A 24,304-nucleotide genomic window follows, 5' to 3' on the forward strand; every position below is an offset into this window, starting at 1 on the left:
ACCACGATGCTTATAGTCCCTTCTCTTCCGGCATTCCTTTTTATTGGCCTGCACATTGGCTGTCTATTGCGTTTAGCATGGGTCGATTATCATTGCCTACTTCTACCAGATAGATTGACGTACCCTCTGCTTTGGTCTGGTTTACTTTATCAAGTCTGTTTTTCCACTGACCATTTGTCGGAATGTGTAATAGGTGCAATTGCTGGGTATATGATTTTATGGATGCTTTACTGGATTTACTTTCTTTGGCGCAAGGTCGAGGGCATTGGCCACGGTGATATGAAGCTTTTGGCTGCACTAGGGGCATGGCATGGATGGCAAAGTCTGGGTTGGATTATATTTGCTGCAGCGATGACTGGTCTAATATGGGCATTAATAACACGAGTTTATCGGAAGAATTACGTGTTACTGACTACCACTCCGCTACCTTTCGGACCAAACCTTGCGATAGCGGGTGGTTCTATAGGGTGGATATGCACTTCCTTCCCACAGTTTAAAGAACTCAGTTTCCTTCTTTGATTTGCGACTGAAGATAATTCTGCAAACCAATTTTAGAGATGAGGTCCAATTCAGTTTCCAGCCAGTCAATATGATGCTCTTCTTCAGTAAGAATTTGGATGAGCATATCGCGACTGACATAATCATGAATGGTATCTGCGTAAGCAATAGCCTCACGTAAATCTTTGGCACCATCCAGTTCTAGTTTGAGATCAGACTGAAGCATTTCTTCAACATCTTCACCGATATGAAGTTTGCCTAAGTCTTGCAGGTTAGGAATGCCTTCGAGGAACAAAATACGCTCGATATATTTATCGGCGTGTTTCATTTCATCAATGGATTCGTGATATTCAACTTCGTTGAGGCGCATTAAACCCCAGTTTTTGAACATTCTCGCATGGAGAAAATACTGATTGATCGCGACAAGCTCGTTTCCCAATAATTTATTGAGATAATTTATTATCTTAATATCACCTTTCATTTTTTACTCCCTCCGCTTCCACTACATGAAGCGTAGATGTAGCACGGAGTAAGTCAAAAAAAAGTGACTGGCTTAGGCAATCTCTTTAAATTCTGGGATCTGCAATAGCTCTTCTTGCATGATTTCTCGTGCTGCGCGAATGCACTTGCCACACTGGTTACCCACTGGCACAAACTTGCGAAGCTGCTGGAAAGATTGTGGATGAAACTGGCGTACAGCCTGCCGAATTTTTTTATCACTAACACCATTACACAAACAAACGTACATAAGTACTCCCGTTCAAATTACGCGCAAATTGTAAATGAGAATAGTTATGATTACAATAGCACACGCTTGTTTGATGCACGTGATAAGCGGCAAAAAATGCAAAAAAAAGAGCGCCTGAGCGCTCTTTTTTCATACAAAGATATCAGCGATTAAGCGATAACTTTAGCAACAACACCAGCGCCTACAGTACGGCCGCCTTCACGGATTGCGAAACGCAGACCGTCGTCCATTGCGATTGGGTGGATCAGGGTAACAACCATTTTGATGTTGTCGCCCGGCATTACCATCTCAACGCCTTCTGGCAGTTCGATGGTACCAGTCACGTCAGTTGTACGGAAGTAGAACTGTGGACGGTAGCCTTTGAAGAACGGAGTATGACGGCCGCCTTCATCTTTGGACAGAATATAAACTTCAGATTCGAACTGAGTGTGCGGCTTGATTGAGCCTGGCTTAGCCAGTACCTGACCACGTTCGATATCTTCACGTTTAATACCACGCAGCAGAACACCAACGTTCTCACCAGCACGGCCTTCGTCCAGCAGTTTGCGGAACATTTCAACGCCAGTACAGGTTGATTTCACGGTATCTTTGATACCAACGATTTCAACTTCTTCACCAACTTTAACGATACCGCGCTCTACACGACCGGTAACAACTGTACCACGGCCGGAGATGGAGAATACGTCTTCGATTGGCAGCAGGAACGGCTTGTCGATAGCACGTTCTGGTTCTGGGATATAAGTATCCAGGAAGCCAGCCAGTTCGATGATTTTAGCTTCGTAATCCGCGTCGCCTTCCAGTGCTTTCAGCGCTGAACCACGTACGATTGGAGTATCGTCGCCTGGGAAGTCGTACATAGACAGAAGTTCACGAACTTCCATTTCTACCAGTTCCAGCAGCTCTTCATCATCAACCATGTCGCATTTGTTCAGGAACACGATGATGTAAGGAACGCCAACCTGACGACCCAGCAGGATGTGCTCACGAGTCTGTGGCATTGGGCCATCAGTTGCAGCAACAACCAGGATAGCGCCGTCCATCTGAGCAGCACCGGTGATCATGTTTTTAACGTAGTCGGCGTGCCCTGGGCAGTCAACGTGCGCATAGTGGCGAGTCGGGGTGTCATATTCAACGTGGGAAGTGTTGATGGTGATACCACGAGCTTTTTCTTCTGGTGCGTTATCGATCTGGTCGAAAGCACGAGCAGAACCACCGTAGGTTTTAGCCAGAACGGTAGTGATTGCTGCAGTCAGAGTGGTTTTACCATGGTCAACGTGGCCGATAGTACCGACGTTGACGTGCGGTTTTGTACGTTCAAATTTTTCTTTAGACACGGCTATATTCCTTACTGTTGCGCTCTCCCCTCAAGGAGAGAGCACGGGATCAATGTTTTTTAAAACCCGGGGTTTATTTACCGCGAGCTTCGATTACGGCCTGAGCAACGTTGTTTGGCGCGTCATCATACTTCAGGAATTCCATGGAGTAAGATGCACGACCTTTGGTCAGTGAACGCAGTTGAGTTGCGTAACCGAACATTTCAGACAACGGAACTTCAGCGTGAATCTGAACGCCAGTAGCGTTAGATTCTTGACCTTTCAGCTGGCCACGACGACGGCTAAGGTCACCGATAACGTCACCAGTGTTCTCTTCTGGAGTTTCAACTTCAACCTTCATGATAGGCTCAAGCAGAACTGGTTTCGCTTTCTTAAAGCCATCTTTGAAGGCAATAGAAGCGGCCAGTTTAAACGCCAGTTCAGAGGAGTCAACGTCGTGGTAAGAACCGAAGTGCAGACGCACGCCGAGATCTACTACTGGGTAACCCGCCAGAGGACCAGACTTCAGCTGTTCCTGGATGCCTTTATCAACAGCAGGGATGTATTCCGTTGGGATCACACCACCTTTGATGTCGTTGACGAACTCGTAACCTTTCGGATTCGAACCCGGCTCCAGTGGGTACATGTCGATAACAACATGACCGTACTGACCACGACCACCAGACTGCTTAGCGTGTTTACCTTCAACATCGGTAACTTTCGCGCGAATCGCTTCACGGTAAGCAACCTGAGGTTTACCAACGTTAGCTTCAACGTTGAATTCACGTTTCATACGGTCAACGATGATGTCGAGGTGAAGTTCACCCATACCAGCGATAATGGTCTGGTTAGTTTCTTCATCAGTCCATACGCGGAATGATGGATCTTCTTTAGCCAGACGACCCAGAGCCAGACCCATTTTTTCCTGGTCAGCTTTGGTTTTCGGTTCAACAGCGATAGAAATTACCGGTTCAGGGAATTCCATACGCTCCAGAATGATCACATTGTCCTGATCACACAGGGTATCACCGGTAGTCACTTCTTTCAGACCAATAGCTGCAGCGATGTCGCCAGCGCGAACTTCTTTGATCTCTTCACGTTTGTTAGCGTGCATCTGTACGATACGGCCCAGACGCTCACGTGCTGATTTCACCGGGTTGAACACGGTGTCGCCAGAGTTAACCACACCAGAGTAAACGCGGAAGAAGGTCAGGTTACCAACAAACGGGTCAGTTGCGATTTTGAACGCCAGAGCAGCAAACGGCTCGTTGTCGTCAGAGTGACGAACAGCCGGAGTGTCTTTACCGTCGTCCAGCATACCGTTAATCGCAGTAACGTCAGTTGGAGCTGGCAGGTATTCAACAACCGCATCCAGCATCGCCTGAACACCTTTGTTCTTAAATGCAGAACCACAGGTAACCAAGATAATTTCGTTGTTCAGTACGCGCTTACGCAGAGAAGTTTTGATCTCTTCTTCAGTCAGCTCTTCGCCACCAAAGAATTTCTCCATCAGTTCGTCAGAACCTTCAGCAGCGGCTTCAACCAGTTTCTGGCGCCATTCTTCGGCCAGTTCCTGCATATCAGCTGGGATCTCTTCGTATTCGAAGGTCACGCCCTGATCGGCTTCGTTCCAGTTGATGGCTTTCATTTTCACCAGGTCAACAACACCGGTGAATTTCTCTTCCGCGCCGATTGCCAGTTGCAGAGGCACCGGAGTTGCGCCCAGACGTTTTTCAATCTGATCAACAACTTTCAGGAAGTTAGCACCCATACGGTCCATTTTGTTAACGAACGCGATACGTGGAACTTTATATTTGTTTGCCTGACGCCATACGGTCTCAGACTGTGGCTGAACACCACCAACAGCACAGTAAACCATTACCGCACCATCAAGAACACGCATGGAACGTTCAACTTCGATGGTGAAGTCAACGTGCCCTGGGGTATCAATGATGTTGATGTGGTGTGGTTCGAACTGTTTAGCCATACCTGACCAGAAACAGGTGGTCGCAGCGGACGTGATGGTAATACCACGTTCCTGCTCCTGCTCCATCCAGTCCATGGTGGCTGCGCCATCATGAACTTCACCGATTTTGTGGTTTACACCGGTGTAGAACAGAACACGTTCGGTAGTAGTTGTCTTACCGGCGTCGATGTGAGCACTGATACCAATGTTGCGGTAGCGCTCAATGGGTGTTTTACGAGCCATTTGATTCCTCTATATCCTGGGACGTTCATTTAAGTAACCCAAAGCGGGCAGCTTATGTGAAGCGCCCGCTTGGTGACTAACACTCCGAAGGGATTACCAACGGTAGTGTGCGAACGCCTTGTTGGCTTCAGCCATACGGTGAACGTCTTCACGTTTCTTAACTGCAGTACCTTTGTTCTCTGCAGCATCAGAAAGTTCGTTCGCCAGGCGAAGAGCCATGGATTTATCACCGCGTTTACGAGCAGCTTCTACGATCCAACGCATTGCCAGAGCATTACGACGAACCGGACGTACTTCTACTGGAACCTGATAAGTAGAACCACCAACACGGCGGGACTTAACTTCGACAGTCGGACGAACGTTGTCCAGAGCGACTTCGAAAGCTTCCAGTGCTTGTTTACCAGAACGCTGAGCCAGGGTCTCCAGCGCGGTATACACGATAGATTCAGCAGTAGATTTCTTACCATCTACCATCAGAATGTTTACAAATTTGGCCAGCAACTCTGATCCGAACTTAGGATCTGGAAGAATTTTACGTTGACCAATGACGCGACGACGTGGCATGGGAATACTCCGTTGTTAATTCAGGGTTGTCCAAAACTCTATTGAGTTTGACATTTATTTAAAACGTTTGGCCTTACTTAACGGAAACCATTAAGCCTTAGGACGTTTCACGCCATACTTGGAACGAGATTGCTTACGGTCTTTAACGCCGGAGCAGTCAAGTGCACCACGAACGGTGTGGTAACGAACACCTGGCAAGTCTTTTACACGACCACCACGGATCAGGATCACGGAGTGTTCCTGCAGGTTGTGACCTTCACCGCCGATGTAGGAGGTAACTTCAAAACCGTTAGTCAAACGCACACGGCATACTTTACGCAGTGCGGAGTTTGGTTTCTTAGGAGTGGTAGTATATACACGAGTACATACGCCACGTTTCTGCGGGCAGGCTTCCAGCGCAGGCACGTTGCTTTTTGCAACTTTGCGAGCGCGTGGTTTGCGAACCAGCTGATTAACTGTTGCCATTAAATAGCTCCTGGTTTTAGCTTTTGCTTCGTAAACACGTAATAAAACGGCCTCATATAATATGAGGACGCAGAATTTTAGGGCTGAGCCGAAAAGGTGTCAAGAAATATACAACAATCCTGGATTTTACCAGGTAATCTGCTGTTCGTGTTTAACTGTCAATCTGACGAAGTCAGTATAGCTGACCTTGCCTATGCTGGTTGAAATTTGAGCAGTTAAGCCGCGGGCCTCAATATCTTCCTGCAGAGCGTAGATAGAAATGGGGGCAGCGAGCAACAAATCAAGGGCCTTCGTTCCTGAGAGTGCGACAATAACCGCATCCTGAATCAATAACAACTCATCGCCTTGCTTAACGCAGCGCAGCATCGATTCTAGATCCGTATGAAAAGGTGAGTGTTGTAAAATATGCAGCATGTAGCCTCAGAAGGTTAGCACGACATCAAACTGATGAAGCATTTCACCCAGCGAATCCGGTTCTAGCGGTTTTGCATCCAGAACCCACGCATTGTCTGGTGATAATCCCCGCTCACGGATAGAGGCAGCACAGAGATAACACTGTTCAATGTCATATAACGGCAGTACACGAAATGTCGCGATGTAATCCCTGGCAAGAATAAGACCAGGCTGTTGCCCCGGAATCAGCTGCAATATTCCGTCACCAATGAAAAACACCCCGATATCTTCTGTTAGTGCCGATGTTGCCAGCAAGGCATCTAACCCTTCCCGGCCAGCAGAGCTGCCATGGGGGGCTGATTTAAATACAAATGCCACACGCTTCATCAGAATTGCACCGTGCGATCGCATGTCAGCGTTGCTTGTGCCAGCGCCCCAAGACCACTGAGCGTAAAACCTGGCTGCAAGTTATGGTTCGGTAAACCGAGTTGAGTGGCTTGCTCTTCGTCCGTCACGCCACGACGCAGTGCCGCTGCGACACAGATATGCAGTTCAACGCCATGTTGCTGATGCAATTGCTGCCACGCATGCACGACATTGAATTCGTCGCTCGCAGGCGATGTCAGAAGGTTTGCGTTGAGGACACCTTCACGATAGAAAAACACGCTTTCTAACGTATGACCTTGCGCGATGACAGCCTGAGAAAATTGCAACGCACTGCTCGACTGCTGAGTACCGTACGCCGGGCCTGTCACCAGAATAGCAAAACGCATTACTTATCTTGCCCCTGGAAATCACCGTTCTTGAATTGACGGATGTAGAGATAAACCGTGTGCTTAGAAATATTCAAACGGTCAGCAACCTGGTTGATCGCATCTTTAATATCAAAGATACCTTTCTCGTAGAGGTTCAACACAATCTGTCGGTTCTTAGCATTGTTGGACACATTGCGATCGGCATTCACTTCTTCAATCGTGAATTCCAGAGCCTGCATAACCAGATCTTCCACTGAAGAAGCAAAGTTAACGGATGAAGCAACTTCCGGCGTTTCCGGCGGAATAAACGTCGACATAATTTGCGAGAACGGCACATCCAGGTTGATGTTGATACACAACAGGCCGATGACACGTTCATCACGATTACGGATGGCGATAGTTTCTGATTTCATCAGAACGCCACTTTTGGCACGCGTAAAATAGCATTTAGAAACGCTACTATCCGCACCGGTCATATCATGCAGCATACGCAATGCGAGATCGGTAATTGGCGAACCAATTTTACGCCCGGTATGTTCACCATTCGCAATACGAATGGCAGAACATTTCAAATCTTGCAGCGAGTGCAATACAATTTCACAATGAGAACCAATCAGCATCGCTAACCCGTCCACAACCGCTTCGTAGGATTTTAATATTTCAAAGTCGGTTTGTTCAAAAGGACGCTGGTCCAGTAAGTCAAGCTCACTGGTTTCATTGGTTAAAAGCGAATTGGACATTTAAAGATACCACCCTCTACAGAGAGCCTGTCGCGCTTAAATGGTGTCAGGGCAGACTCATACTCAGTTGAAACGCCGTCTGCTAAGGTAATACAGCGTCAGATACGCTTTCCAGCTTTTATTATATCTTGCCTCAAATAAAAAACCGCCGCCCCTGAGGGCGGCGGTTAATCATACCTTACTTGCTCTTAGCTGCTTCAGCTTCTGGAGCAGGAGCGGCATCTGGTTTAGCGTCTGCTTTAGCGGCTGGTTTGATATCCAGCAATTCAACGTCAAATACCAGTGTGGAGTTTGCAGGAATTCCTGGAACGCCAGTTTTACCGTAAGCCAATTCTGGTGGAATAACCAGTTTGATTTTCCCGCCTTTCTTCAGGTTTTTCAGGCCTTCAGTCCAACCAGGGATAACACCGTCAAGACGGAAAGAGAGTGGCTCACCACGGGTGTAAGAGTTATCAAACTCTTTACCGTCGATCAGCGTGCCTTTGTAGTTCACCACGACAGTGTCGCTATCTTTTGGTGCTTCACCGGTACCGGCTTTGTCGATTTTATACATCAGGCCAGTAGAAGAAGTTTTAACACCTTTCTCTTTTGCGAAAGTATCACGGAAGGCTTTGCCTTTATCCGCATTTTCTTTAGCGTCTTTTTCCATTTTTGCTTGAGCGGAAGATTTCACGCGAGCTTCGAAAGCTTGCAGCGTCTGCTCAATTTCCTGGTCAGACAATTTGCTCTTGTCAGCAAATGCGTCCTGAACACCAGCGATCAACTGGTTTTTATCCAGTGTAATCCCTAGTTTTTCTTGTTCTTTCAGAGAGTTTTCCATGTAACGGCCCAGCGAAGCACCTAATGCGTACGCAGATTTCTGGTCGTCATTCTTGAATGCCGCGTTGCTGGCAGCAGGTGCAGTGGCAGCCGGAGCAGCGGTTGCAGGTGCTGCTTCGGTTGGAGCAGCGAACGCCGGAGCGCTCAGGGCAACGGCCATCGTGGTCGCCAGTAGCGTTACTTTAAACAGTGATTTCATCCATTTCTCCAGGGCCGGGGCCTCAAACCCCAAGGTTATTATCAACTAAGAGATGTACTATAACGTCGTGGAAGAAATCTACACAATCTCTCCGCGTCTTATCGAGACAATTTCAGACTCTTTTTGTTTAAAGAAGTTTCGTCCAGAGCAAAACTGCGCTGTAACATGCCGAATTTTTCAGTAGAATCGCCGGAAATTGTCCATCCGCAAGCAAGGAGAGATTAACCATGCAGCAAAAATCGACCGAACAACGGCTGGAAGAACTTGAGAGTCGTCTCGCTTTTCAGGAGATTACGATAGAAGAGTTAAATCAGACGGTAACGGCGCACGAATTAGAAATGGTCAAACTGCGCGAGCATTTCCGATTGCTGGTTGAAAAGTTAAAAGCTAGCCAACCGTCAATGGTGGCTTCAGAAGCCGAAGAAACTCCACCTCCGCATTACTAGCTATCAGCACAAAAAGAAAAGGCGTGTCAATGACACGCCTTTTTTATCTCTAACGGATTAGTGGCAACCGCAGCCGCCGTTACCGCCACAACCGCCTTTGCCATGTTCGTGATCATGGTCGTGGCCTTGACCACCACAGCAACCACCTTCGTGGTCATGGTCGTGGTGATGATCGTGCTCGCCGTGAACGTGACCATGAGCCAGTTCTTCAGCGGTAGCTTCACGAATAGCGATAACTTCTACGTTGAAGCTCAGGTTCTGGCCTGCCAGCATGTGGTTGCCATCGACAACAACGTGCTCATCTTCAACCGCAGTGATTTCAACAGGTACTGGACCCTGGTCGGTATCAGCCATAAAGCGCATACCTACTTCCAGCTCATCAACACCCATGAACACATCTTTAGGAACGCGTTGAACCAGATTTTCGTCGTACTGACCGTAAGCGTCATTTGCGCCAACGTTCACATCGAAACGATCACCCACAACGTGGCCTTCCAGCGCAGTTTCCAGGCCTGAAATCAGGGAACCGTGACCATGCAGATAGTCCAGCGGCGCACTCACCGGAGACTCATCGACCAACACACCATCTTCTGTACGTACCTGATAGGCCAGGCTGACCACCAGGTCTTTTGCTACTTTCATGATATCTCCTGAGCGAGCATGGGGAAAAAAACTGGCGCCGATTGTAGCGGAATTTAGCGCCGGTGTACCCCTAAGCTTAAAAAAAGCTGGCGCATCTCGCTAGTCCGGATGAAAAATCCCGATGACTTGCTCTTGTTCGCGAACATGCTCGCGTGCTTGCTTATCCGCCTCACGCATTTGGTGACCGCACTTAACACACTCAACAATATCGACATTATTCTCACGCCACATCGCGAGGGAATCCCGCGTCTGGCACTCAGGGCAAACAGCCCCGGCAATAAATCGTTTACGCACCGGCATTAGCTTCACCTTTTTTATTCAAAATCATCCCAACCATCGAACTGGCGACGTTCTTGCTGCATCTCTCGTTCGAAGATCTCTTCTAATTCACGACGTGCTTCACGCACCCTGGAAATTTGTGCGTTATCGGTATGAATCGGCATTAATTCACGCAGCATGCTCATATCCAGACGCCGGAAATGAAGCTGCGCACGATGCGCCTGATGAGGATGCATTCCCAGCGTCATCAGCGCCTTACGCCCCAACTCTAGCGCACTGGAAAATGTCTCGCGTGAAAATTGGCTGACTCCAGCTTGCAACAATTCATGTGCTTCTACACGGCCCCTGGCGCGCGCCAGTATCGCCAGATGTGGAAAGTGTTGTTGACACAAATGCACCACTTTCATTGTGTCTTCCGGCTCATTACAGGTAATCACGATAGATTTTGCTGTCTCGGCACCCGCGGAACGCAGCAATTCAAGTTCGGTGGCATCGCCGTAGTAAACCTTATAGCCATATTTGCGCATCAGACTGACAGAACTGATGTCTCTCTCGAGTACCGTGATGCGCATTTTGTTCGCCATCAGCAAACGTCCAATCACCTGCCCGAAACGCCCGAAGCCCACAATAATGACTTGTGGTTGATCGTCTTCTACGTACGGTTTCTCTTCATTTTCATCATCAACAACATTAAAACGTCGAGCAAGAATAGCATCCACGCCTTTCATCAGTAGCGGCGTGGTCATCATCGAAAGTGTGACGGTCACCAGCAACAGTGGCATTTGGTCACCGCTGAACAGCTTTTGTGATGAAGCCGTAGAGAAAAGTACGAATGCAAACTCCCCGCCCTGACTTAGCACGCCTGAAAACTGTAAGCGCTCGGAACTCCGCAAGCCAAAAAACCACGAAAGGCCATACAACACCCCGGCTTTGACCGCCACCAGCACCAACACACCTAAAACGACCCAGAAGATATGGGTGTAGAGCACGCCAAGATTTAAAGCCATGCCAACGGAGATAAAGAACAATCCCAGCAATAATCCTTTAAAAGGATCAATGGCGATTTCCAGTTCGTGCCGGTATTCACTTTCCGCCAATAACACGCCGGCGATGAACGTCCCAAGCGCCATTGAGAAGCCCAGCGCATCCATAAATAACGCCGACCCCAATACCAGCAGCAATGCCGCGGCAGTAAACACTTCACGCACGCCGGAACCAGCAATAAACCGGAAGACAGGTTTCAGCAGGTAACGTCCGCCAATCAACATGCCAGCGAAAGCCAGCACTTTGAGGCCGATTTTTATCCAGTCCGTATGACCACCGTCATTACCCGCCAACAGCGGTACCAGCGCTATCGCCGGGATCACCGCTAAGTCCTGAAACAGCAGTACAGAAAAACCGAGCTGCCCGGACTCATTGCGATTCATGCCTTTGTCGCGCATCAACTGCAACGCCATCGCAGTTGATGACATCGCCAGTCCAATACCGCCAATCACTGCCGCCTGCCAGGAAAACTGCGTCAGCATCAGCAAACCTGCCAACACCACCGCACTGAGCAACACTTGTGCCGCCCCCACGCCAAAAATAGAGCGCCGGAGTTGCCACAATTTAGCCGGATTCAGCTCCAGCCCGATGATAAACATCAGGAACACCACGCCCAATTCAGAGAAGTGAAGAATTTCATCCACGTCACTGATAAAACCTAAGCCCCACGGCCCAATCGCGATACCCGCCAACAAATAGCCAAGCACCGCGCCAATGCCTAAACGGGCAGCAATGGGCACCGCCACCACCGCGGCAAATAAAAACAACACTCCCGCCATCAATACGTCAGAACCTTCCATTAGCGACCTCCCGGCAATAACGGTGCAGCCAACCACTCGCCATAAGCCTTCGCATGGCTGGCAAGCTCCTGGGGAGACTGACGGCGCGCCCAGTACACAATGATGGGATTCATCCAGTGCATACGGCACATCGCGGCAGTAAGTTCAAAAGGACGCAAAATATCGGTCAGCGGAAAGCGATTAAAACCGTCATGCCGATAGGCACCTTCCGGCTCTCCGGTGGTAATCACACTACGCCAATACTTTCCCTCCAGAGCATTCCCTCCGACACCGCTGGCAAAACCACGGCTCAACACACGGTCCAGCCACTCTTTGAGTAACGCCGGGCAGCTATAGGTATAAAGGGGATGCTGGAAGACGATGACATCATGCTCTTGCAGCAATGCTTGCTCGCGATAGATATCGATAAAAAAATCAGGATAGTGCGCATAAAGGTCATGCACTGTGACATTAGCGAGCTTCTGCGCCGACTGGAGTAGGACGCGGTTTGCGACCGAGTCTTGTGACTCCGGATGGGCATATAGCAGCAAAACTTTCGGCGGCTGCAACATCATTACCCTCCAGGGCGTCGTCATAGTCTTTATTTTGGGCTACCATGCAGCCCGACGCGAAGGCTGAAGCTTCACGTTACCTAAATATAATGACAATTTAACATACTCTGAACATACGGCGCTTTATGATTGTTTTCTCCTCGTTACAAATTCGTCGCGGTACCCGCGTTCTGCTGGATAACGCCACCGCTACCATCAATCCGGGCCAAAAAGTGGGTCTGGTGGGTAAAAACGGCTGCGGCAAATCCACGCTGCTGGCGCTGCTGAAGAACGAGATCAGCGCCGATGGCGGAAGTATGACCTTTCCAGGCAACTGGGCATTAGCCTGGGTAAACCAGGAAACCCCGGCGCTGGCCATGCCCGCCATTGAATATGTTATTGATGGCGACCGTGAATTCCGCCAGCTTGAAGCCGAACTGGCAAAAGCCAATGAGCGCAATGACGGTCATGCTATCGCGCTGGTTCACGGTAAACTGGATTCAGTTGACGCCTGGACGATTCGCTCTCGTGCTTCCAGCCTGCTGCATGGTTTAGGCTTCAGCAATGAACAACTCGAACGCCCGGTTAGCGACTTTTCCGGTGGCTGGCGTATGCGCCTCAACCTGGCACAGGCGCTGATTTGCCGTTCTGATTTGCTGCTGCTCGATGAACCAACCAACCACCTGGACTTAGACGCCGTTATCTGGCTCGAGCGCTGGTTGAAAAGCTATCAGGGCACCTTGATTCTGATTTCCCACGACCGCGACTTCCTTGATCCGGTGGTCAGTAAAATCATTCATATCGAGCAGGAATCGATGTTTGAATACACCGGTAACTACTCGTCGTTTGAAGGCCAGCGTGCGACACGCCTTGCTCAGCAACAGTCGATGTATGAAAGCCAGCAGGAGCGCGTCGCGCATTTGCAAAGCTTTATCGACCGCTTTAAAGCCAAAGCTAGTAAAGCAAAGCAGGCCCAAAGCCGCGTGAAGATGCTTGAGCGCATGGAATTGATTGCGCCAGCGCACGTCGACAACCCATTCCATTTCAGTTTCCGTGCTCCTGAAAGCTTGCCAAACCCACTGCTGCGCATGGAAAAAGTCAGCGCCGGTTATGGCGACCGCGTGATCCTTGATTCCATCAAGCTGAACCTGGTTCCAGGCTCGCGCATCGGTCTGCTTGGCCGTAACGGCGCAGGTAAATCGACGCTTATCAAACTACTGGCGGAAGAAATTCAACCATTGCAGGGTGATATTGGTCTGGCTAAAGGCATCAAGCTGGGTTACTTCGCGCAGCATCAGCTCGAATACTTACGCGCTGACGAGTCACCATTGCAGCACCTGGCGCGTATTGCACCGAAAGAGCTGGAGCAAGGGTTGCGGGACTACCTCGGCGGTTTTGGCTTCCGTGGCGATAAGGTCACCGAACATACGGCACGTTTCTCAGGCGGTGAAAAAGCACGTCTGGTTCTGGCGCTCGTCGTCTGGCAGCGCCCTAACCTGCTGCTGCTTGATGAACCGACCAACCACCTTGATCTCGACATGCGTCAGGCGCTAACCGAAGCATTGATTGACTTCGAAGGCGCGCTGGTCGTTGTGTCGCACGACCGCCACTTACTGCGCTCGACCACTGACGATTTGTATCTGGTTCACGACGGTAAAGTCGAAGCGTTTGATGGCGATCTGGAAGACTACCAACAGTGGCTTATTGACCTGCAAAAGCAGGAAAACCAGCCGTTGGATTCGGCAAAAGATAACGTCAACAGTGCGCAGGCGCGTAAAGACCAAAAGCGCCGTGATGCCGAGTTACGTACCCTGACTCAACCACTGCGCAAGCAAATCACCACGCTTGAAAAGCAAATGGAAAAGTTAAATGCGCAGCTTGCAGCAGTAGAAGAGAAGCTGGCTGATAGCGCCATTTACGACCAAAGTCGTAAAGCGGAAATGACCGAATGCCTGCAAACTCAGGTGAAGGTGAAAGCGGCGCTAGAAGAGTGTGAGATGGAATGGCTGGATGCGCATGACCAGTTAGAACAGATGATGCAGGCTGAATAAAATCAATGGGGGAAGAAATTCCCCCATTAGTTAATTATACCCTCACAAAGCCGCCACCAGCCGTTGACGAATGGTTTCCAGGTGGTCGGTATTATAAAGTTTGCCATCAAGGAAGCGGGTTTTTAGCTCTCCTTCCTGCTCCTGCTGCCAGGTTTGCTCATCGTGAAGCTGGAAATCTCCCGCCTCATCGCGCACCACTTGCAACAACCCTCTGGCCGAACGCTTAAGGCCGTTATCGGTTTTCGGCTCTTTGAAGATAACCCTTCCGACTCCGTTCACCTCGCCATAAGTGGCCTTCATCGCAAACCCGAAAGTGTCACGCGTGTGGTATTGGTAGGTAAAAGACCCAACGCCAAACACCACATTCGAGCTGGCAAAACCTTTCGCTTCCAGGCGGCGCAGAATTTCTTCTGCTCGCTCAAGCGTAATGGAATCGCCATAGATCAGCCCGACATGCGGATCTAACACCTTGTAGCCTTTCTCGTTGATGGTGCCGCCAAAAATCTCCCACAACACTTCTACCGACCCTTTTTCCTGCGCGGTGCGTTCAGGGGAATTATCTGCCCCCGTACCGCAGAGGATATCCACCGGGTCGCCGCTGTCCGGGCGAAACACCACGCGCCCCTGACGCGACATAATTAACGGCTTAAGCTCCCTGGTGTATTCCGTCAACACCTGCCAGTAATCCCAGGTATCAGAAACTATCGACACAAATCCCTGTGGATATAAGTCAGCAATCAGGCGGCGAAAAGTTTCGATTTCATGATTTTTCTCGCCCATGCACATCACGCTGTGTTCCGTTGCCGGAATACTTGCCGCGATAAAATAGTCCTGGCTGTCGGTGTAGTGCTGCCGGGCATAGAGAATGGCAGGAATGCTGTCCGTGCCTTTGAAACTCAAAAGATGGCCACAGCCGGATTGCGCCGCATCATGTAAACCCGACATGCCGCGAAACGCAAAATCATGGCACTGGAAATCAAGATGGCTAAGATCGCTACAGGTCCGTTCCGCCCAACGCTGGCAAATTTTGCGGTAATGATGGGCGATAGTGGCGCAGGTGGAGGATTTCCACAGTTCAGCAGAGAGCACGGTTTCAAGATAATTCACCAGCCAGAAAAATTCGTCTCGGGTATTGGTGATAGTCAGGACCGGAATTTTCATGCCGACTTTGCTGCCTTCATCTAATCCCTTGATATGCAAAGGCAGGTATCCCAGGCGATGCAATGCGCGGATCGGTTCAATCGCCACAGTGTCTTTACCGATATAGCTGTCCATGAGCTGCTTGTATTCAGTAACCACCTGTTCCTCAGGCGCGGCGAAAAACTTTTCATTAAACAGATCCACCATAAACCACTGCAAAAAGCCCTGAAGCCCGAAAAACACCAGCTTGCCGTCGTCTACCGGAGAATGAAAATAGTGGTCGCTGCGCGGGGTAAAGTTTGAGTAAACCTTTGTTGTCCCCAGCGGATATTGTTCACGATGCGAAACCTTGTAGCCATCAATCGCCAGAATAGGGTTCATTAACATGATTTCATCTCCTGTGCCTGGAAGAGTGGCGCAATATCAATAAGTTCAACGCCTTGTTGCGCAGCCTCTGCGGGCGCAATGGATGTCGTCGTGTAGATTTTGTCGATCCCCTGATTCAGAAGATGTGCCACTCCTTTTGAAAAAAGACCGTGCGTCACATACAAACCGACACTCCGTGCGCCAGCCTTGCGCAGCACTTCGGCTGACCCTATAAATGTTCCTCCTGCGTCGCAAAGATCGTCGGCAATCAGCACGTCTTTCCCTGCCACATCGCCTGCAACTAATGCAAAACCGGTTAGCACGCCGCTTGCCACATCGCGCTGCTTGGTCAGGATACCGAAGGTGCTCGCCCCAGTAGCCTGAGCCACCAGATGGATTTTTTTCAATGCGCCCGCGTCCGGGGCAATCAGCATTAACCGCCCTTCGCGTAATGCGCTAACCAGAGCGTTGCTCCCCTGTAGACAGACTTCCTGCGGGATAGCCACCAGATTATTAATGGCAGCAGCGGCAGCTTCGCTGTGAGGGTCAAGGACAAACACTTTGTCGAAACCGAGGGTATTGAGCTGCATGGCAAACACTTTAAGCGCAAAACTATCTCCGGCTTGCATATGCCGATCCTGTCGGGCATAAGGCAGCCAGGGAAGTTCAAGGTGGCTGAAACGCACATCGCAAGCATGGCGAATCGCCTCCACCAACTGCGCCAACAGCATAAAATCATCCATGTTTTTCATTGCGCAGGCGCGAATCCGCATCAACTCTACACGTTTAGGTAACGTGCCCTGCACCTTCAACCAGACCGCACCATCAGGAAACACACCGCTGTTAATTTCCGGGGTGATGCCATCCAGAGAAACCTCAAGTTTTATCGCCATAATGTCGTGTCCTTCCTCTTTATTTCGATTATTGTCCTTGTGACACATTTAATATTGTCCATAAGACAATATTAAGCAAGCACTATTTTTTGCCGATCCTGGTTGATAAAGGTTGTCAGTGGCGATGGACATCCGTAAATTTGTCCTAACGACAGTTTTAAGCGTACATATCGTTATGCGTTCTGAAGAAAGATACCTGAAAGATTATGATGCCTCGCGCTTCGCCTCTCCGATTGTCACTGTCGATAACGTATTGTTTTCGCTGGATAACAATGAACTAAGCGTATTATTGGTTAAACGAGCTAATCACCCTTACCAGGGGGCCTGGGGGCTGCCCGGTGGTTTTATTGATATGACCCTGGATGAGTCCACGCGTGATACCGCCTTACGCAAACTGGTTGAAAAAACGGGCGTCATTCCCCCGTGGCTCGAACAACTGGAAACCTTCTCTGGCAAGTATCGTGATCCACGCGGCTGGAGCCTGACGACGGCCTGGTTCGCCCTGATCGCCAGAACCGATTGCCAGCCACATATTGAAAGCGTCAGCGATGCGAAATGGTTACCGACTCACCAACTGACGCAGCAGACTCTGGCCTTCGATCACGGTGAGATTATTACCCATGCGTTAAACCGGCTACGGCAAAAAACGCGCTATTCACTATTGCCGGTCTATTGCCTGGCAGAAGAGTTCACGCTCACGCAATTGCAGGAAGCGACAGAAATTATTCTCGGGCAGGCGATACAGCGCAAAAGCCTGATTCGCCGCTTTGAGGCGTCAGGCATGTTTGAAGATACAGGGAAAAGTAAGGCGACTGGGGCGCGTAAAGCGCGGCTTTATCGGAGAAAAGAAGGAGTGGATATCCATCTTTTCTCACGTAACTTGCTCAATGATACTGCCGAATAGCGGCATCAATGCCAAATCAGCAACACACATGCCGCAGTCAGCAATCCCATAAAGACATTAAAGATTGTCCAGGCACGGCGGCTACGAAGTAGCTTGCCAATCATGCTGCCAAACGCAATCCAGATGATGCCAGCAACGATGTTGACCAGTGCGATACCGATGCTGATTAACACCACAGAGTGCAGGTACTGAGCACCCGCAAGGCTAAAACTTGCGACTGCACCTAGCGCCATCAACCACGCTTTCGGGTTGATAACCTGTAATAAACCGCCCTGCCAGAATGGGATAGGTGACGGAGGCGGCGCATCGGTTTCCAGCGTTTCATAAGTCGCAGTGCCGATTTTCCATGCCAGCCATAACAGGTAAGCACTCCCGGCAATCTTCAGGATGAGGTGCAAAGCAGGATACAATAGGATTAAGCTACCGACGCCAAAAGCCACCAGCAACAAAATGCACTGCATCCCCAACATGATACCTATCATCAAAGGGAGGGTTCGCATAAAGCCGTAGTTGGCGCCGGAAGAAGTCAGCAACATATTGTTTGGGCCGGGTGTAATCGCCGCGACCCACAAAAAACCAAGCATTGAGAAGAAAAGCGTTTCCATGAAATGGGTGATCCGCACCCGGTAAGTTAATTAGCAAACTAAATGAAACTAACAGTGTGATATGGCCACGACAAGTCCCGCAGCATTGAATTTTAATCACGTAGACGATGAACAATTTCGTCCGTTAAAGGGTGTCAGTAATCCGCACCTGCAAACCATGCTCCCACGCTTAATTCGCCGCCGCCTCAATTTCAAACCTCACTGGCAGCGTCTGGATATGCCGGATGGGGATTTTGTTGATCTTGCATGGAGTGAAGACCCACGCCAGGCAACGCATAAACCACGGTTAGTCGTTTTTCATGGTCTTGAAGGAAGCCTGCACAGCCCGTATGCACATGGGTTAATTGATGCCGCGCGTAAGCAAGGCTGGTTGGGTGTGGTGATGCACTTCCGTGGCTGTAGCGGCGTGCCGAATCGCATGAAACGCATCTATCACTCCGGCGAAACCGAAGATGGCAGCTATTTCCTCAACTGGCTCTCTACACGTTACGGTAAAGCCCCCACGGCGGCGGTCGGGTTTTCTCTCGGCGGTAACATGCTCGCCTGTTTAATGGCAAAACAAGGCGCAGATTGTACGCTACAGGCAGGTGTAGTGGTTTCTGCCCCGCTGATGCTGGAGCATTGCAGCAAGCATATCGAGAAAGGTTTCTCACGCGTTTACCAACATTATCTGTTAAATCTGCTGAAGAAAAATGCGGCACGTAAGCTCAGAAGCTATCCAGGCACACTCCCGGTAGATATGCGCCAGCTTAAAGGAGTGCGTCGTCTGCGTGAGTTTGACGATTTGATCACCTCGAAGATTCATGGCTTTGCAGATGCTATCGACTACTATCGTCAATGCAGCGCCATGCCGTTGCTGCCGCAAATCAAAACGCCGACGTTAATCATTCACGCTAAAGATGACCCGTTTATGGATCACCATGTGATCCCCGACACAGCGATACTGCCTGCCAATATTGAGTATCAACTGACGCGCTATGGTGGGCATGTTGGATTTGTTGGTGGCACGCTACGGCGTCCGGAAATGTGGCTTGAGCAACGCATCCCGCAGTGGTTGTCTAAATTTTTGGACCCGTCATTATGATGATTCCCTGGCAAGATCTCCCCCCCGAAACGCTTGATAATCTGATTGAATCCTTTGTATTACGTGAAGGTACCGATTATGGTGAACAAGAGCGTTCGCTGGAGCAAAAAGTGGCCGATGTTAAGCGCCAGCTACAAAGTGGCGAGGCTGTGCTGGTATGGTCGGAGCTTCACGAAACGGTGAATATCATGGCTCGCGGGCAGCTTCGCGGCTAAGCGTTTATTCTATACTGCATAGTAAAACCACACTCACCCCAGCCCTATCCCTGAGGGAGAAGGGGAAGAACCAAAGCGAAATCCGGACAGTCTCCTCTCCAGGGGGAGAGGGTTAGGGTGAGGGCCAGCCCTTACGAACACACACTTGTGATTACCCATGGAGTTGTTGCCTTATGTCAGCCAAACATCCGGTTATTGCCGTAACAGGTTCCAGCGGCGCGGGAACGACCACCACCAGCCTTGCCTTCCGCAAAATATTCCAGCAACTCAACCTGCGCGCTGCCGAAGTTGAAGGTGACAGCTTCCATCGTTTCACGCGTCCTGAAATGGATATGGCTATTCGTAAAGCACGCGACTTAGGCCGCCATATCAGTTACTTCGGTCCGGAAGCGAATGACTTCGGCCTGCTGGAACAAACGTTTATCGAGTACGGAAAAACCGGGCAAGGTAAATCGCGTAAGTATCTTCATACCTATGACGAAGCCGTCCCCTGGAACCAAATTCCTGGGACGTTTACACCATGGCAATCGCTGCCTGAACCGACCGATGTGTTGTTCTATGAAGGATTGCATGGTGGAGTCGTCACCCCACAGCACGATGTGGCGAATGCCGTCGACTTGCTGGTTGGCGTAGTGCCGATTGTCAACCTGGAATGGATTCAAAAACTGGTGCGTGATACCAGCGAACGTGGGCATTCCCGGGAAGCGGTGATGGATTCAGTGGTGCGCTCAATGGACGACTACATCAATTACATCACGCCACAATTTTCACGCACGCACATTAACTTCCAGCGTGTCCCGACTGTAGATACCTCTAACCCGTTTGCTGCACGCGGAATTCCATCGCTGGATGAAAGTTTTGTGGTGATTCATTTTCGCGGGCTGGATGACATCGATTTCCCGTACTTGCTCGCCATGTTGCAAGGCTCATTCATTTCCCACATCAATACAATAGTGGTACCGGGCGGCAAAATGGGGCTGGCGATGGAGTTGATCATGACGCCGTTAGTGAAGCGTCTGGCAGAAGGACGAAATATCAATATTCAGGGCGGCGAGTAACCGCCCTGTTTTGCACACTAGCCTTCAATGACTTCGTAGCTGTGCGTGATATTTACGGCTTTTTCCAGCATCAGTGCAACAGAGCAATACTTCTCAGCAGATAAATCAACCGCGCGGGAAACCGCGTTATCTTTTAGCTCTTTGCCTGTCACGATGAAATGCAGATTGATGTGAGTAAAAAGACGAGGAGCTTCTTCGCGACGCTCAGAGGTCAATTTCACTTCGCAGTCAGTGACGTCGTAGCGGCCTTTTTGCAAAATAGAAACCACGTCGATTGCACTGCAACCCCCGGCAGCCATCAGTACCATTTCCATCGGGCTCGGTGCTTTATCGCCAGAATTACCGTCCATCAGAATCTGGTGTCCTGAAGCGGATTCACCAAGGAAAGTTAACCCTTCAACCCATTTCACACGTGCCTGCATGTTGCTTCTCCCATTGAAAAAATTACCTTCCAGAGTACGCGGATGCAGCAAAACTGGCAACGGAAGGCGACCTACGTCATGCTGAAACGAGACAATAGGAGACACCTGCCAAAAGCTATGCTAAAACAATCCGGATGCTACATTGATACATTGACGTAATGCATAGATGCAAAGGACGTCACTAATTACAGGCAGCAAGAATGACTTGCATGCCATCTCCCCAAAGTGGGGAATATTCTAATACTTGCAACGCCAGACAGGATGTTTAGCGTCCTGTCGTTGGTAGCCAGTTATAAACAGAGGATAACCGCGCATGGTGCTTGGCAAACCGCAAACAGACCCGACTCTCGAATGGTTCTTGTCCCATTGCCACATTCATAAGTATCCATCGAAGAGCACACTGATCCACCAGGGTGAAAAAGCAGAGACGCTGTATTACATCGTCAAGGGCTCTGTAGCTGTTCTGATCAAAGATGAAGAGGGCAAGGAAATGATCCTCTCCTATCTGAATCAGGGCGACTTTATTGGTGAGTTAGGGCTGTTCGAAGAAGGCCAGGAACGTAGTGCCTGGGTCCGTGCTAAATCTGCCTGTGAAGTGGCTGAAATTTCCTATAAAAAATTCCGCCAGCTGATCCAGGTAAACCCAGACATTCTGATGCGTCTTTCTTCCCAGATGGCTCGTCGTCTGCAAGTCACTTCTGAGAAAGTCGGTAACCTGGCATTCCTCGATGTGACTGGTCGTATCGCGCAGACACTGTTGAACCTGGCAAAACAGCCTGATGCAATGACTCACCCAGACGGTATGCAGATTAAAATTACCCGTCAGGAAATTGGTCAGATCGTCGGTTGTTCTCGTGAAACTGTCGGTCGTATCTTGAAAATGCTGGAAGATCAGAACCTGATCTCCGCTCACGGCAAAACGATCGTCGTTTACGGCACTCGTTAATTTCCGTTTCAAAAAAGGCGTGTTGCTTTATGGACACGCCTTTTTTTGTCTTTAAAATCCAAACACCTGCAACACAAAGTATGACAAGCATATGTGGAGAAGATTAATCTATCACCCTGAAGTTAACTATGCACTGCGGCAAACGCTGGTGCTGTGCCTTCCTGTGGGGATCGGTTTACTACTGGGGAATTTGCAGTTAGGTCTGCTTTTCTCGTTAGTGCCCGCTTGTTGCAACATTGCTGGTCTGGATACACCCCATAAGCGTTTTTTTAAACGCCTGATTGTTGGCGGCACTCTTTTTGCGACCAGCAGTTTAATCATGCAGCTTTTGCTGCTCTACACCGCGGTCCCATTGCCCATCATTCTTATGGTGATGGCGCTCTTGTTGGGCGTCACCGCTGAAATCAGCGCCCTGCACGCACGTTTGCTTCCGGCATCGCTGATTGCGGCCATCTTTACGCTAAGCATGGCCGGCAATATGCCTATCTGGAAGCCGATGGTGTTATATGTCTCCGGCACGATTTGGTACGGAGTCTTTAACTGGTTTTGGTTCTGGATGTGGCGTGAGCAGCCGCTGCGCGAAACGTTAAGCCTGCTCTATCGCCAATTGGCGGAGTACTGTGAAGCCAAATACGGCATGCTGACACAACATGCTGATCCCGAAACAGCGCTGCCTCCACTGCTGGCTCGCCAGCAAAAAGCCGTAGACCTGATCACCATCTGCTACCAACAGCTGCATATGCTGTCGGCAAATCAGCAGAACGGTTACAAACATTTGTTACGCTCTTTTCAGATAGCGTTAGATTTGCAAGAGCACATCTCCGTCAGTTTGCACCAGCCTGCCGAGGTGCAAAAACTTGTCGCGAAAAGCCATGCAGAAGCGGTTATTCGCTGGAATGCGCAGACCATTGCGGCACGCTTGCGCGTGTTGGCCGATGACATTCTCTACCATCGTTACCCACAGCGTTTTACGATGGAGAAACAAATTGAAGCCCTCGAGAAAATTGCTCGCCAGAATCCGGACAACCCGGTTGGGCAGTTTTGTCATTATCACTTCAGCCGTATCGCCCGCGTGCTGCGCATCCAACGCCCTCTGTACGCCCGTGATTTAATGGAAGACCGGCAGCGCCGTTTACCGCTGTGGGCAGCACTGAAAAGCTATTTGTCGTTGAAATCTGCCGCCCTGCGCAACGCCGCCCGACTAGGCGTAATGCTAACCATCGCCAGTCTTTTCGGGGCATTTTTACATCTGCCGAAACCCTACTGGATTTTAATGACGGTGATGTTCGTTACGCAAAACGGCTACGGCGCCACGCGGGTACGCATTCTGCACCGTTCGGCAGGGACCATTGCTGGCCTGGCGATTGCGGGTATCGCCCTGCACTTTCACTTCCCACAAAGCATTGCCCTGGCCGCGATGCTGGTCATTACGCTGGTCAGCTATTTGTTTATTCGCCAGAGCTATGGCTGGGCGACGATTGGTTTTACCGTGACGGCGGTATATACCCTGCAACTGCTCACACTCAGCGCCGAGCAATTTATCGTCCCGCGCTTGATTGATACTCTGCTCGGCTGTTTGATTGCCTTCGGCGGCATGGTTTGGCTGTGGCCGCAGTGGCAAAGCGGTTTGTTGCGCCAGAACGCCCACGACGCGCTTGAAAAAGACCAGGACGCGATTCGCCTGATTCTGAGCAACGATCCCGAACCCACGCCGCTAGCCTGGCAACGAATGAAGGTCAATCAAGCCCATAATGCGCTGTTTAACTCACTGAATCAGGCGATGCAGGAACCCGGTTTTAACTCGCATTACCTGGCAGATATGAAATTGTGGGTGACGCACAGCCAGTTTATTGTCGAGCACATCAACGCCATGACTACGCTTGCGCGCGAGCACAACATGCTGACACCGGATTTAGCCCAGCGCTATTTGCAGTCGTGTGAAATTGCGCTGCAACGATGCCAGCAGCGGCTGCAATATGATGGGCCAGGTGAGACTAACGACGCGAATATTCTTGACCCACTGGAAGGGCTTCCGAGTGGGCCATTAAGCACGATGGAGCAACATTTACAGCGGATTCTGGGCCACCTCAGCACCATGCACACTATTTCTTCGGTTGCATGGCGTCAGCGGCCACATCATGGTATCTGGCTGAACCGCTTGCGGCGGTCGGATTAA

27 protein-coding genes are annotated in these 24,304 nt (G+C 50.0%); 8 read left to right on the top strand and 19 right to left on the bottom strand.

Features of this window, described 5'->3' with window-relative positions; translation table 11 throughout:
• Window positions 1–502 precede the first annotated feature (502 nt).
• The 11 genes from bfr to fkpA form a co-directional block, all read right to left on the bottom strand.
• Complete coding sequence (bfr, locus tag EC843_RS08500) at window positions 503–979, bottom strand: bacterioferritin (RefSeq protein ID WP_064542973.1); 477 nt, start codon at window positions 977–979, stop codon at window positions 503–505.
• A gap of 72 nt (window positions 980–1,051) precedes the next feature.
• On the bottom strand, window positions 1,052–1,246 hold the full coding sequence (bfd, locus tag EC843_RS08505; RefSeq protein ID WP_034461786.1) for a bacterioferritin-associated ferredoxin: 195 nt from the start codon (window positions 1,244–1,246) through the stop codon (window positions 1,052–1,054).
• A 149-nt stretch (window positions 1,247–1,395) separates the two neighbouring features.
• Window positions 1,396–2,580, bottom strand: a complete 1,185-nt coding sequence (gene tuf / locus EC843_RS08510; protein WP_121814555.1) for an elongation factor Tu — start codon at window positions 2,578–2,580, stop codon at window positions 1,396–1,398.
• Between the two features lie 73 nt (window positions 2,581–2,653).
• Window positions 2,654–4,768 carry an elongation factor G gene (gene fusA / locus EC843_RS08515; RefSeq protein ID WP_034499038.1) on the bottom strand — a complete coding sequence of 705 codons (2,115 nt, stop codon included), beginning with the start codon at window positions 4,766–4,768 and terminating at the stop codon, window positions 2,654–2,656.
• A gap of 93 nt (window positions 4,769–4,861) precedes the next feature.
• The gene (gene rpsG, locus EC843_RS08520; RefSeq protein ID WP_034499040.1) at window positions 4,862–5,332 is read right to left on the bottom strand and encodes a 30S ribosomal protein S7; all 471 of its coding nucleotides are present in this window, start codon (window positions 5,330–5,332) and stop codon (window positions 4,862–4,864) included.
• A gap of 90 nt (window positions 5,333–5,422) precedes the next feature.
• Complete coding sequence (gene rpsL, locus EC843_RS08525; protein WP_003023654.1) at window positions 5,423–5,797, bottom strand: 30S ribosomal protein S12; 375 nt, start codon at window positions 5,795–5,797, stop codon at window positions 5,423–5,425.
• A 126-nt stretch (window positions 5,798–5,923) separates the two neighbouring features.
• A complete protein-coding gene (tusB, locus tag EC843_RS08530; RefSeq protein ID WP_064542960.1) occupies window positions 5,924–6,211 on the bottom strand; it encodes a sulfurtransferase complex subunit TusB in 288 nt (95 codons plus the stop codon).
• A gap of 6 nt (window positions 6,212–6,217) precedes the next feature.
• A complete protein-coding gene (gene tusC / locus EC843_RS08535; protein WP_064542957.1) occupies window positions 6,218–6,577 on the bottom strand; it encodes a sulfurtransferase complex subunit TusC in 360 nt (119 codons plus the stop codon).
• Window positions 6,577–6,963, bottom strand: coding sequence for a sulfurtransferase complex subunit TusD (tusD, locus tag EC843_RS08540; protein WP_064542954.1), 387 nt, complete (start codon window positions 6,961–6,963; stop codon window positions 6,577–6,579). The genes tusC and tusD overlap by 1 nt, the downstream gene beginning before the upstream one ends.
• Window positions 6,963–7,685 carry a transcriptional regulator gene (locus EC843_RS08545; protein ID WP_034460202.1) on the bottom strand — a complete coding sequence of 241 codons (723 nt, stop codon included), beginning with the start codon at window positions 7,683–7,685 and terminating at the stop codon, window positions 6,963–6,965. Before EC843_RS08545 ends, tusD begins: the two co-directional genes overlap by 1 nt.
• A gap of 178 nt (window positions 7,686–7,863) precedes the next feature.
• Window positions 7,864–8,703, bottom strand: coding sequence for an FKBP-type peptidyl-prolyl cis-trans isomerase (gene fkpA, locus EC843_RS08550; protein WP_133522086.1), 840 nt, complete (start codon window positions 8,701–8,703; stop codon window positions 7,864–7,866).
• Window positions 8,704–8,930: 227 nt separating this feature from the next.
• On the opposite strand from fkpA, the gene EC843_RS08555 reads away from it, so the two are divergent.
• On the top strand, window positions 8,931–9,149 hold the full coding sequence (locus EC843_RS08555; RefSeq protein WP_034460204.1) for a protein SlyX: 219 nt from the start codon (window positions 8,931–8,933) through the stop codon (window positions 9,147–9,149).
• A gap of 57 nt (window positions 9,150–9,206) precedes the next feature.
• Here the strand turns inward: EC843_RS08555 and slyD are convergent, their stop codons facing one another.
• The 4 genes from slyD to kefG form a co-directional block, all read right to left on the bottom strand.
• Window positions 9,207–9,791: a peptidylprolyl isomerase gene (slyD, locus tag EC843_RS08560; protein ID WP_064542948.1), complete on the bottom strand. Its 585-nt coding sequence runs from the start codon at window positions 9,789–9,791 to the stop codon at window positions 9,207–9,209.
• Window positions 9,792–9,890: 99 nt separating this feature from the next.
• Window positions 9,891–10,091: a YheV family putative zinc ribbon protein gene (locus EC843_RS08565; RefSeq protein WP_064542946.1), complete on the bottom strand. Its 201-nt coding sequence runs from the start codon at window positions 10,089–10,091 to the stop codon at window positions 9,891–9,893.
• A gap of 14 nt (window positions 10,092–10,105) precedes the next feature.
• On the bottom strand, window positions 10,106–11,914 hold the full coding sequence (gene kefB / locus EC843_RS08570; RefSeq protein ID WP_064542942.1) for a glutathione-regulated potassium-efflux system protein KefB: 1,809 nt from the start codon (window positions 11,912–11,914) through the stop codon (window positions 10,106–10,108).
• Window positions 11,914–12,468, bottom strand: coding sequence for a glutathione-regulated potassium-efflux system ancillary protein KefG (gene kefG, locus EC843_RS08575; RefSeq protein WP_121814775.1), 555 nt, complete (start codon window positions 12,466–12,468; stop codon window positions 11,914–11,916). The genes kefB and kefG overlap by 1 nt, the downstream gene beginning before the upstream one ends.
• A gap of 122 nt (window positions 12,469–12,590) precedes the next feature.
• Here kefG and EC843_RS08580 point away from each other — a divergent pair, with 122 nt between their 5' ends.
• Window positions 12,591–14,495, top strand: coding sequence for an ABC transporter ATP-binding protein (locus EC843_RS08580; RefSeq protein ID WP_064542935.1), 1,905 nt, complete (start codon window positions 12,591–12,593; stop codon window positions 14,493–14,495).
• 42 nt (window positions 14,496–14,537) lie between these two features.
• On the opposite strand, the gene EC843_RS08585 is transcribed toward EC843_RS08580, so the two are convergent.
• Window positions 14,538–16,022, bottom strand: a complete 1,485-nt coding sequence (locus EC843_RS08585; RefSeq protein ID WP_133522087.1) for a nicotinate phosphoribosyltransferase — start codon at window positions 16,020–16,022, stop codon at window positions 14,538–14,540.
• Window positions 16,016–16,894, bottom strand: coding sequence for a ribose-phosphate diphosphokinase (gene prs / locus EC843_RS08590; RefSeq protein WP_133522088.1), 879 nt, complete (start codon window positions 16,892–16,894; stop codon window positions 16,016–16,018). The genes EC843_RS08585 and prs overlap by 7 nt, the downstream gene beginning before the upstream one ends.
• Before the next feature lie 175 nt (window positions 16,895–17,069).
• Between prs and EC843_RS08595 the strand changes: the two genes are divergently transcribed.
• On the top strand, window positions 17,070–17,798 hold the full coding sequence (locus EC843_RS08595) for an NUDIX domain-containing protein (protein WP_133522291.1): 729 nt from the start codon (window positions 17,070–17,072) through the stop codon (window positions 17,796–17,798).
• Between the two features lie 5 nt (window positions 17,799–17,803).
• Here the strand turns inward: EC843_RS08595 and EC843_RS08600 are convergent, their stop codons facing one another.
• Window positions 17,804–18,403, bottom strand: a complete 600-nt coding sequence (locus EC843_RS08600; protein ID WP_064542926.1) for a LysE family translocator — start codon at window positions 18,401–18,403, stop codon at window positions 17,804–17,806.
• 61 nt (window positions 18,404–18,464) lie between these two features.
• On the opposite strand from EC843_RS08600, the gene EC843_RS08605 reads away from it, so the two are divergent.
• The 3 genes from EC843_RS08605 to EC843_RS08615 all read left to right on the top strand — a co-directional run bounded on the left by EC843_RS08605 (window position 18,465) and on the right by EC843_RS08615 (window position 20,760).
• A complete protein-coding gene (locus tag EC843_RS08605) occupies window positions 18,465–19,487 on the top strand; it encodes a hydrolase (RefSeq protein WP_121814771.1) in 1,023 nt (340 codons plus the stop codon).
• On the top strand, window positions 19,484–19,702 hold the full coding sequence (locus EC843_RS08610) for a YheU family protein (RefSeq protein WP_064542920.1): 219 nt from the start codon (window positions 19,484–19,486) through the stop codon (window positions 19,700–19,702). Before EC843_RS08605 ends, EC843_RS08610 begins: the two co-directional genes overlap by 4 nt.
• 173 nt (window positions 19,703–19,875) lie before the next feature.
• On the top strand, window positions 19,876–20,760 hold the full coding sequence (locus EC843_RS08615; RefSeq protein WP_133522089.1) for a phosphoribulokinase: 885 nt from the start codon (window positions 19,876–19,878) through the stop codon (window positions 20,758–20,760).
• A 17-nt stretch (window positions 20,761–20,777) separates the two neighbouring features.
• On the opposite strand, the gene EC843_RS08620 is transcribed toward EC843_RS08615, so the two are convergent.
• Window positions 20,778–21,182, bottom strand: a complete 405-nt coding sequence (locus tag EC843_RS08620) for an OsmC family protein (RefSeq protein WP_064542915.1) — start codon at window positions 21,180–21,182, stop codon at window positions 20,778–20,780.
• A 313-nt stretch (window positions 21,183–21,495) separates the two neighbouring features.
• Here EC843_RS08620 and crp point away from each other — a divergent pair, with 313 nt between their 5' ends.
• Both crp and EC843_RS08630 read left to right on the top strand, forming a co-directional pair.
• Entirely contained in the window at window positions 21,496–22,128 is a 633-nt protein-coding gene (gene crp, locus EC843_RS08625; RefSeq protein WP_003852956.1) for a cAMP-activated global transcriptional regulator CRP, read from the top strand.
• Window positions 22,129–22,219: 91 nt separating this feature from the next.
• The gene (locus EC843_RS08630) at window positions 22,220–24,304 is read left to right on the top strand and encodes a YccS/YhfK family putative transporter (protein ID WP_133522090.1); all 2,085 of its coding nucleotides are present in this window, start codon (window positions 22,220–22,222) and stop codon (window positions 24,302–24,304) included.

Source organism: Buttiauxella sp. JUb87 (assembly GCF_004361975.1).
Classification (GTDB): Bacteria; Pseudomonadota; Gammaproteobacteria; order Enterobacterales; family Enterobacteriaceae; genus Buttiauxella; species Buttiauxella ferragutiae.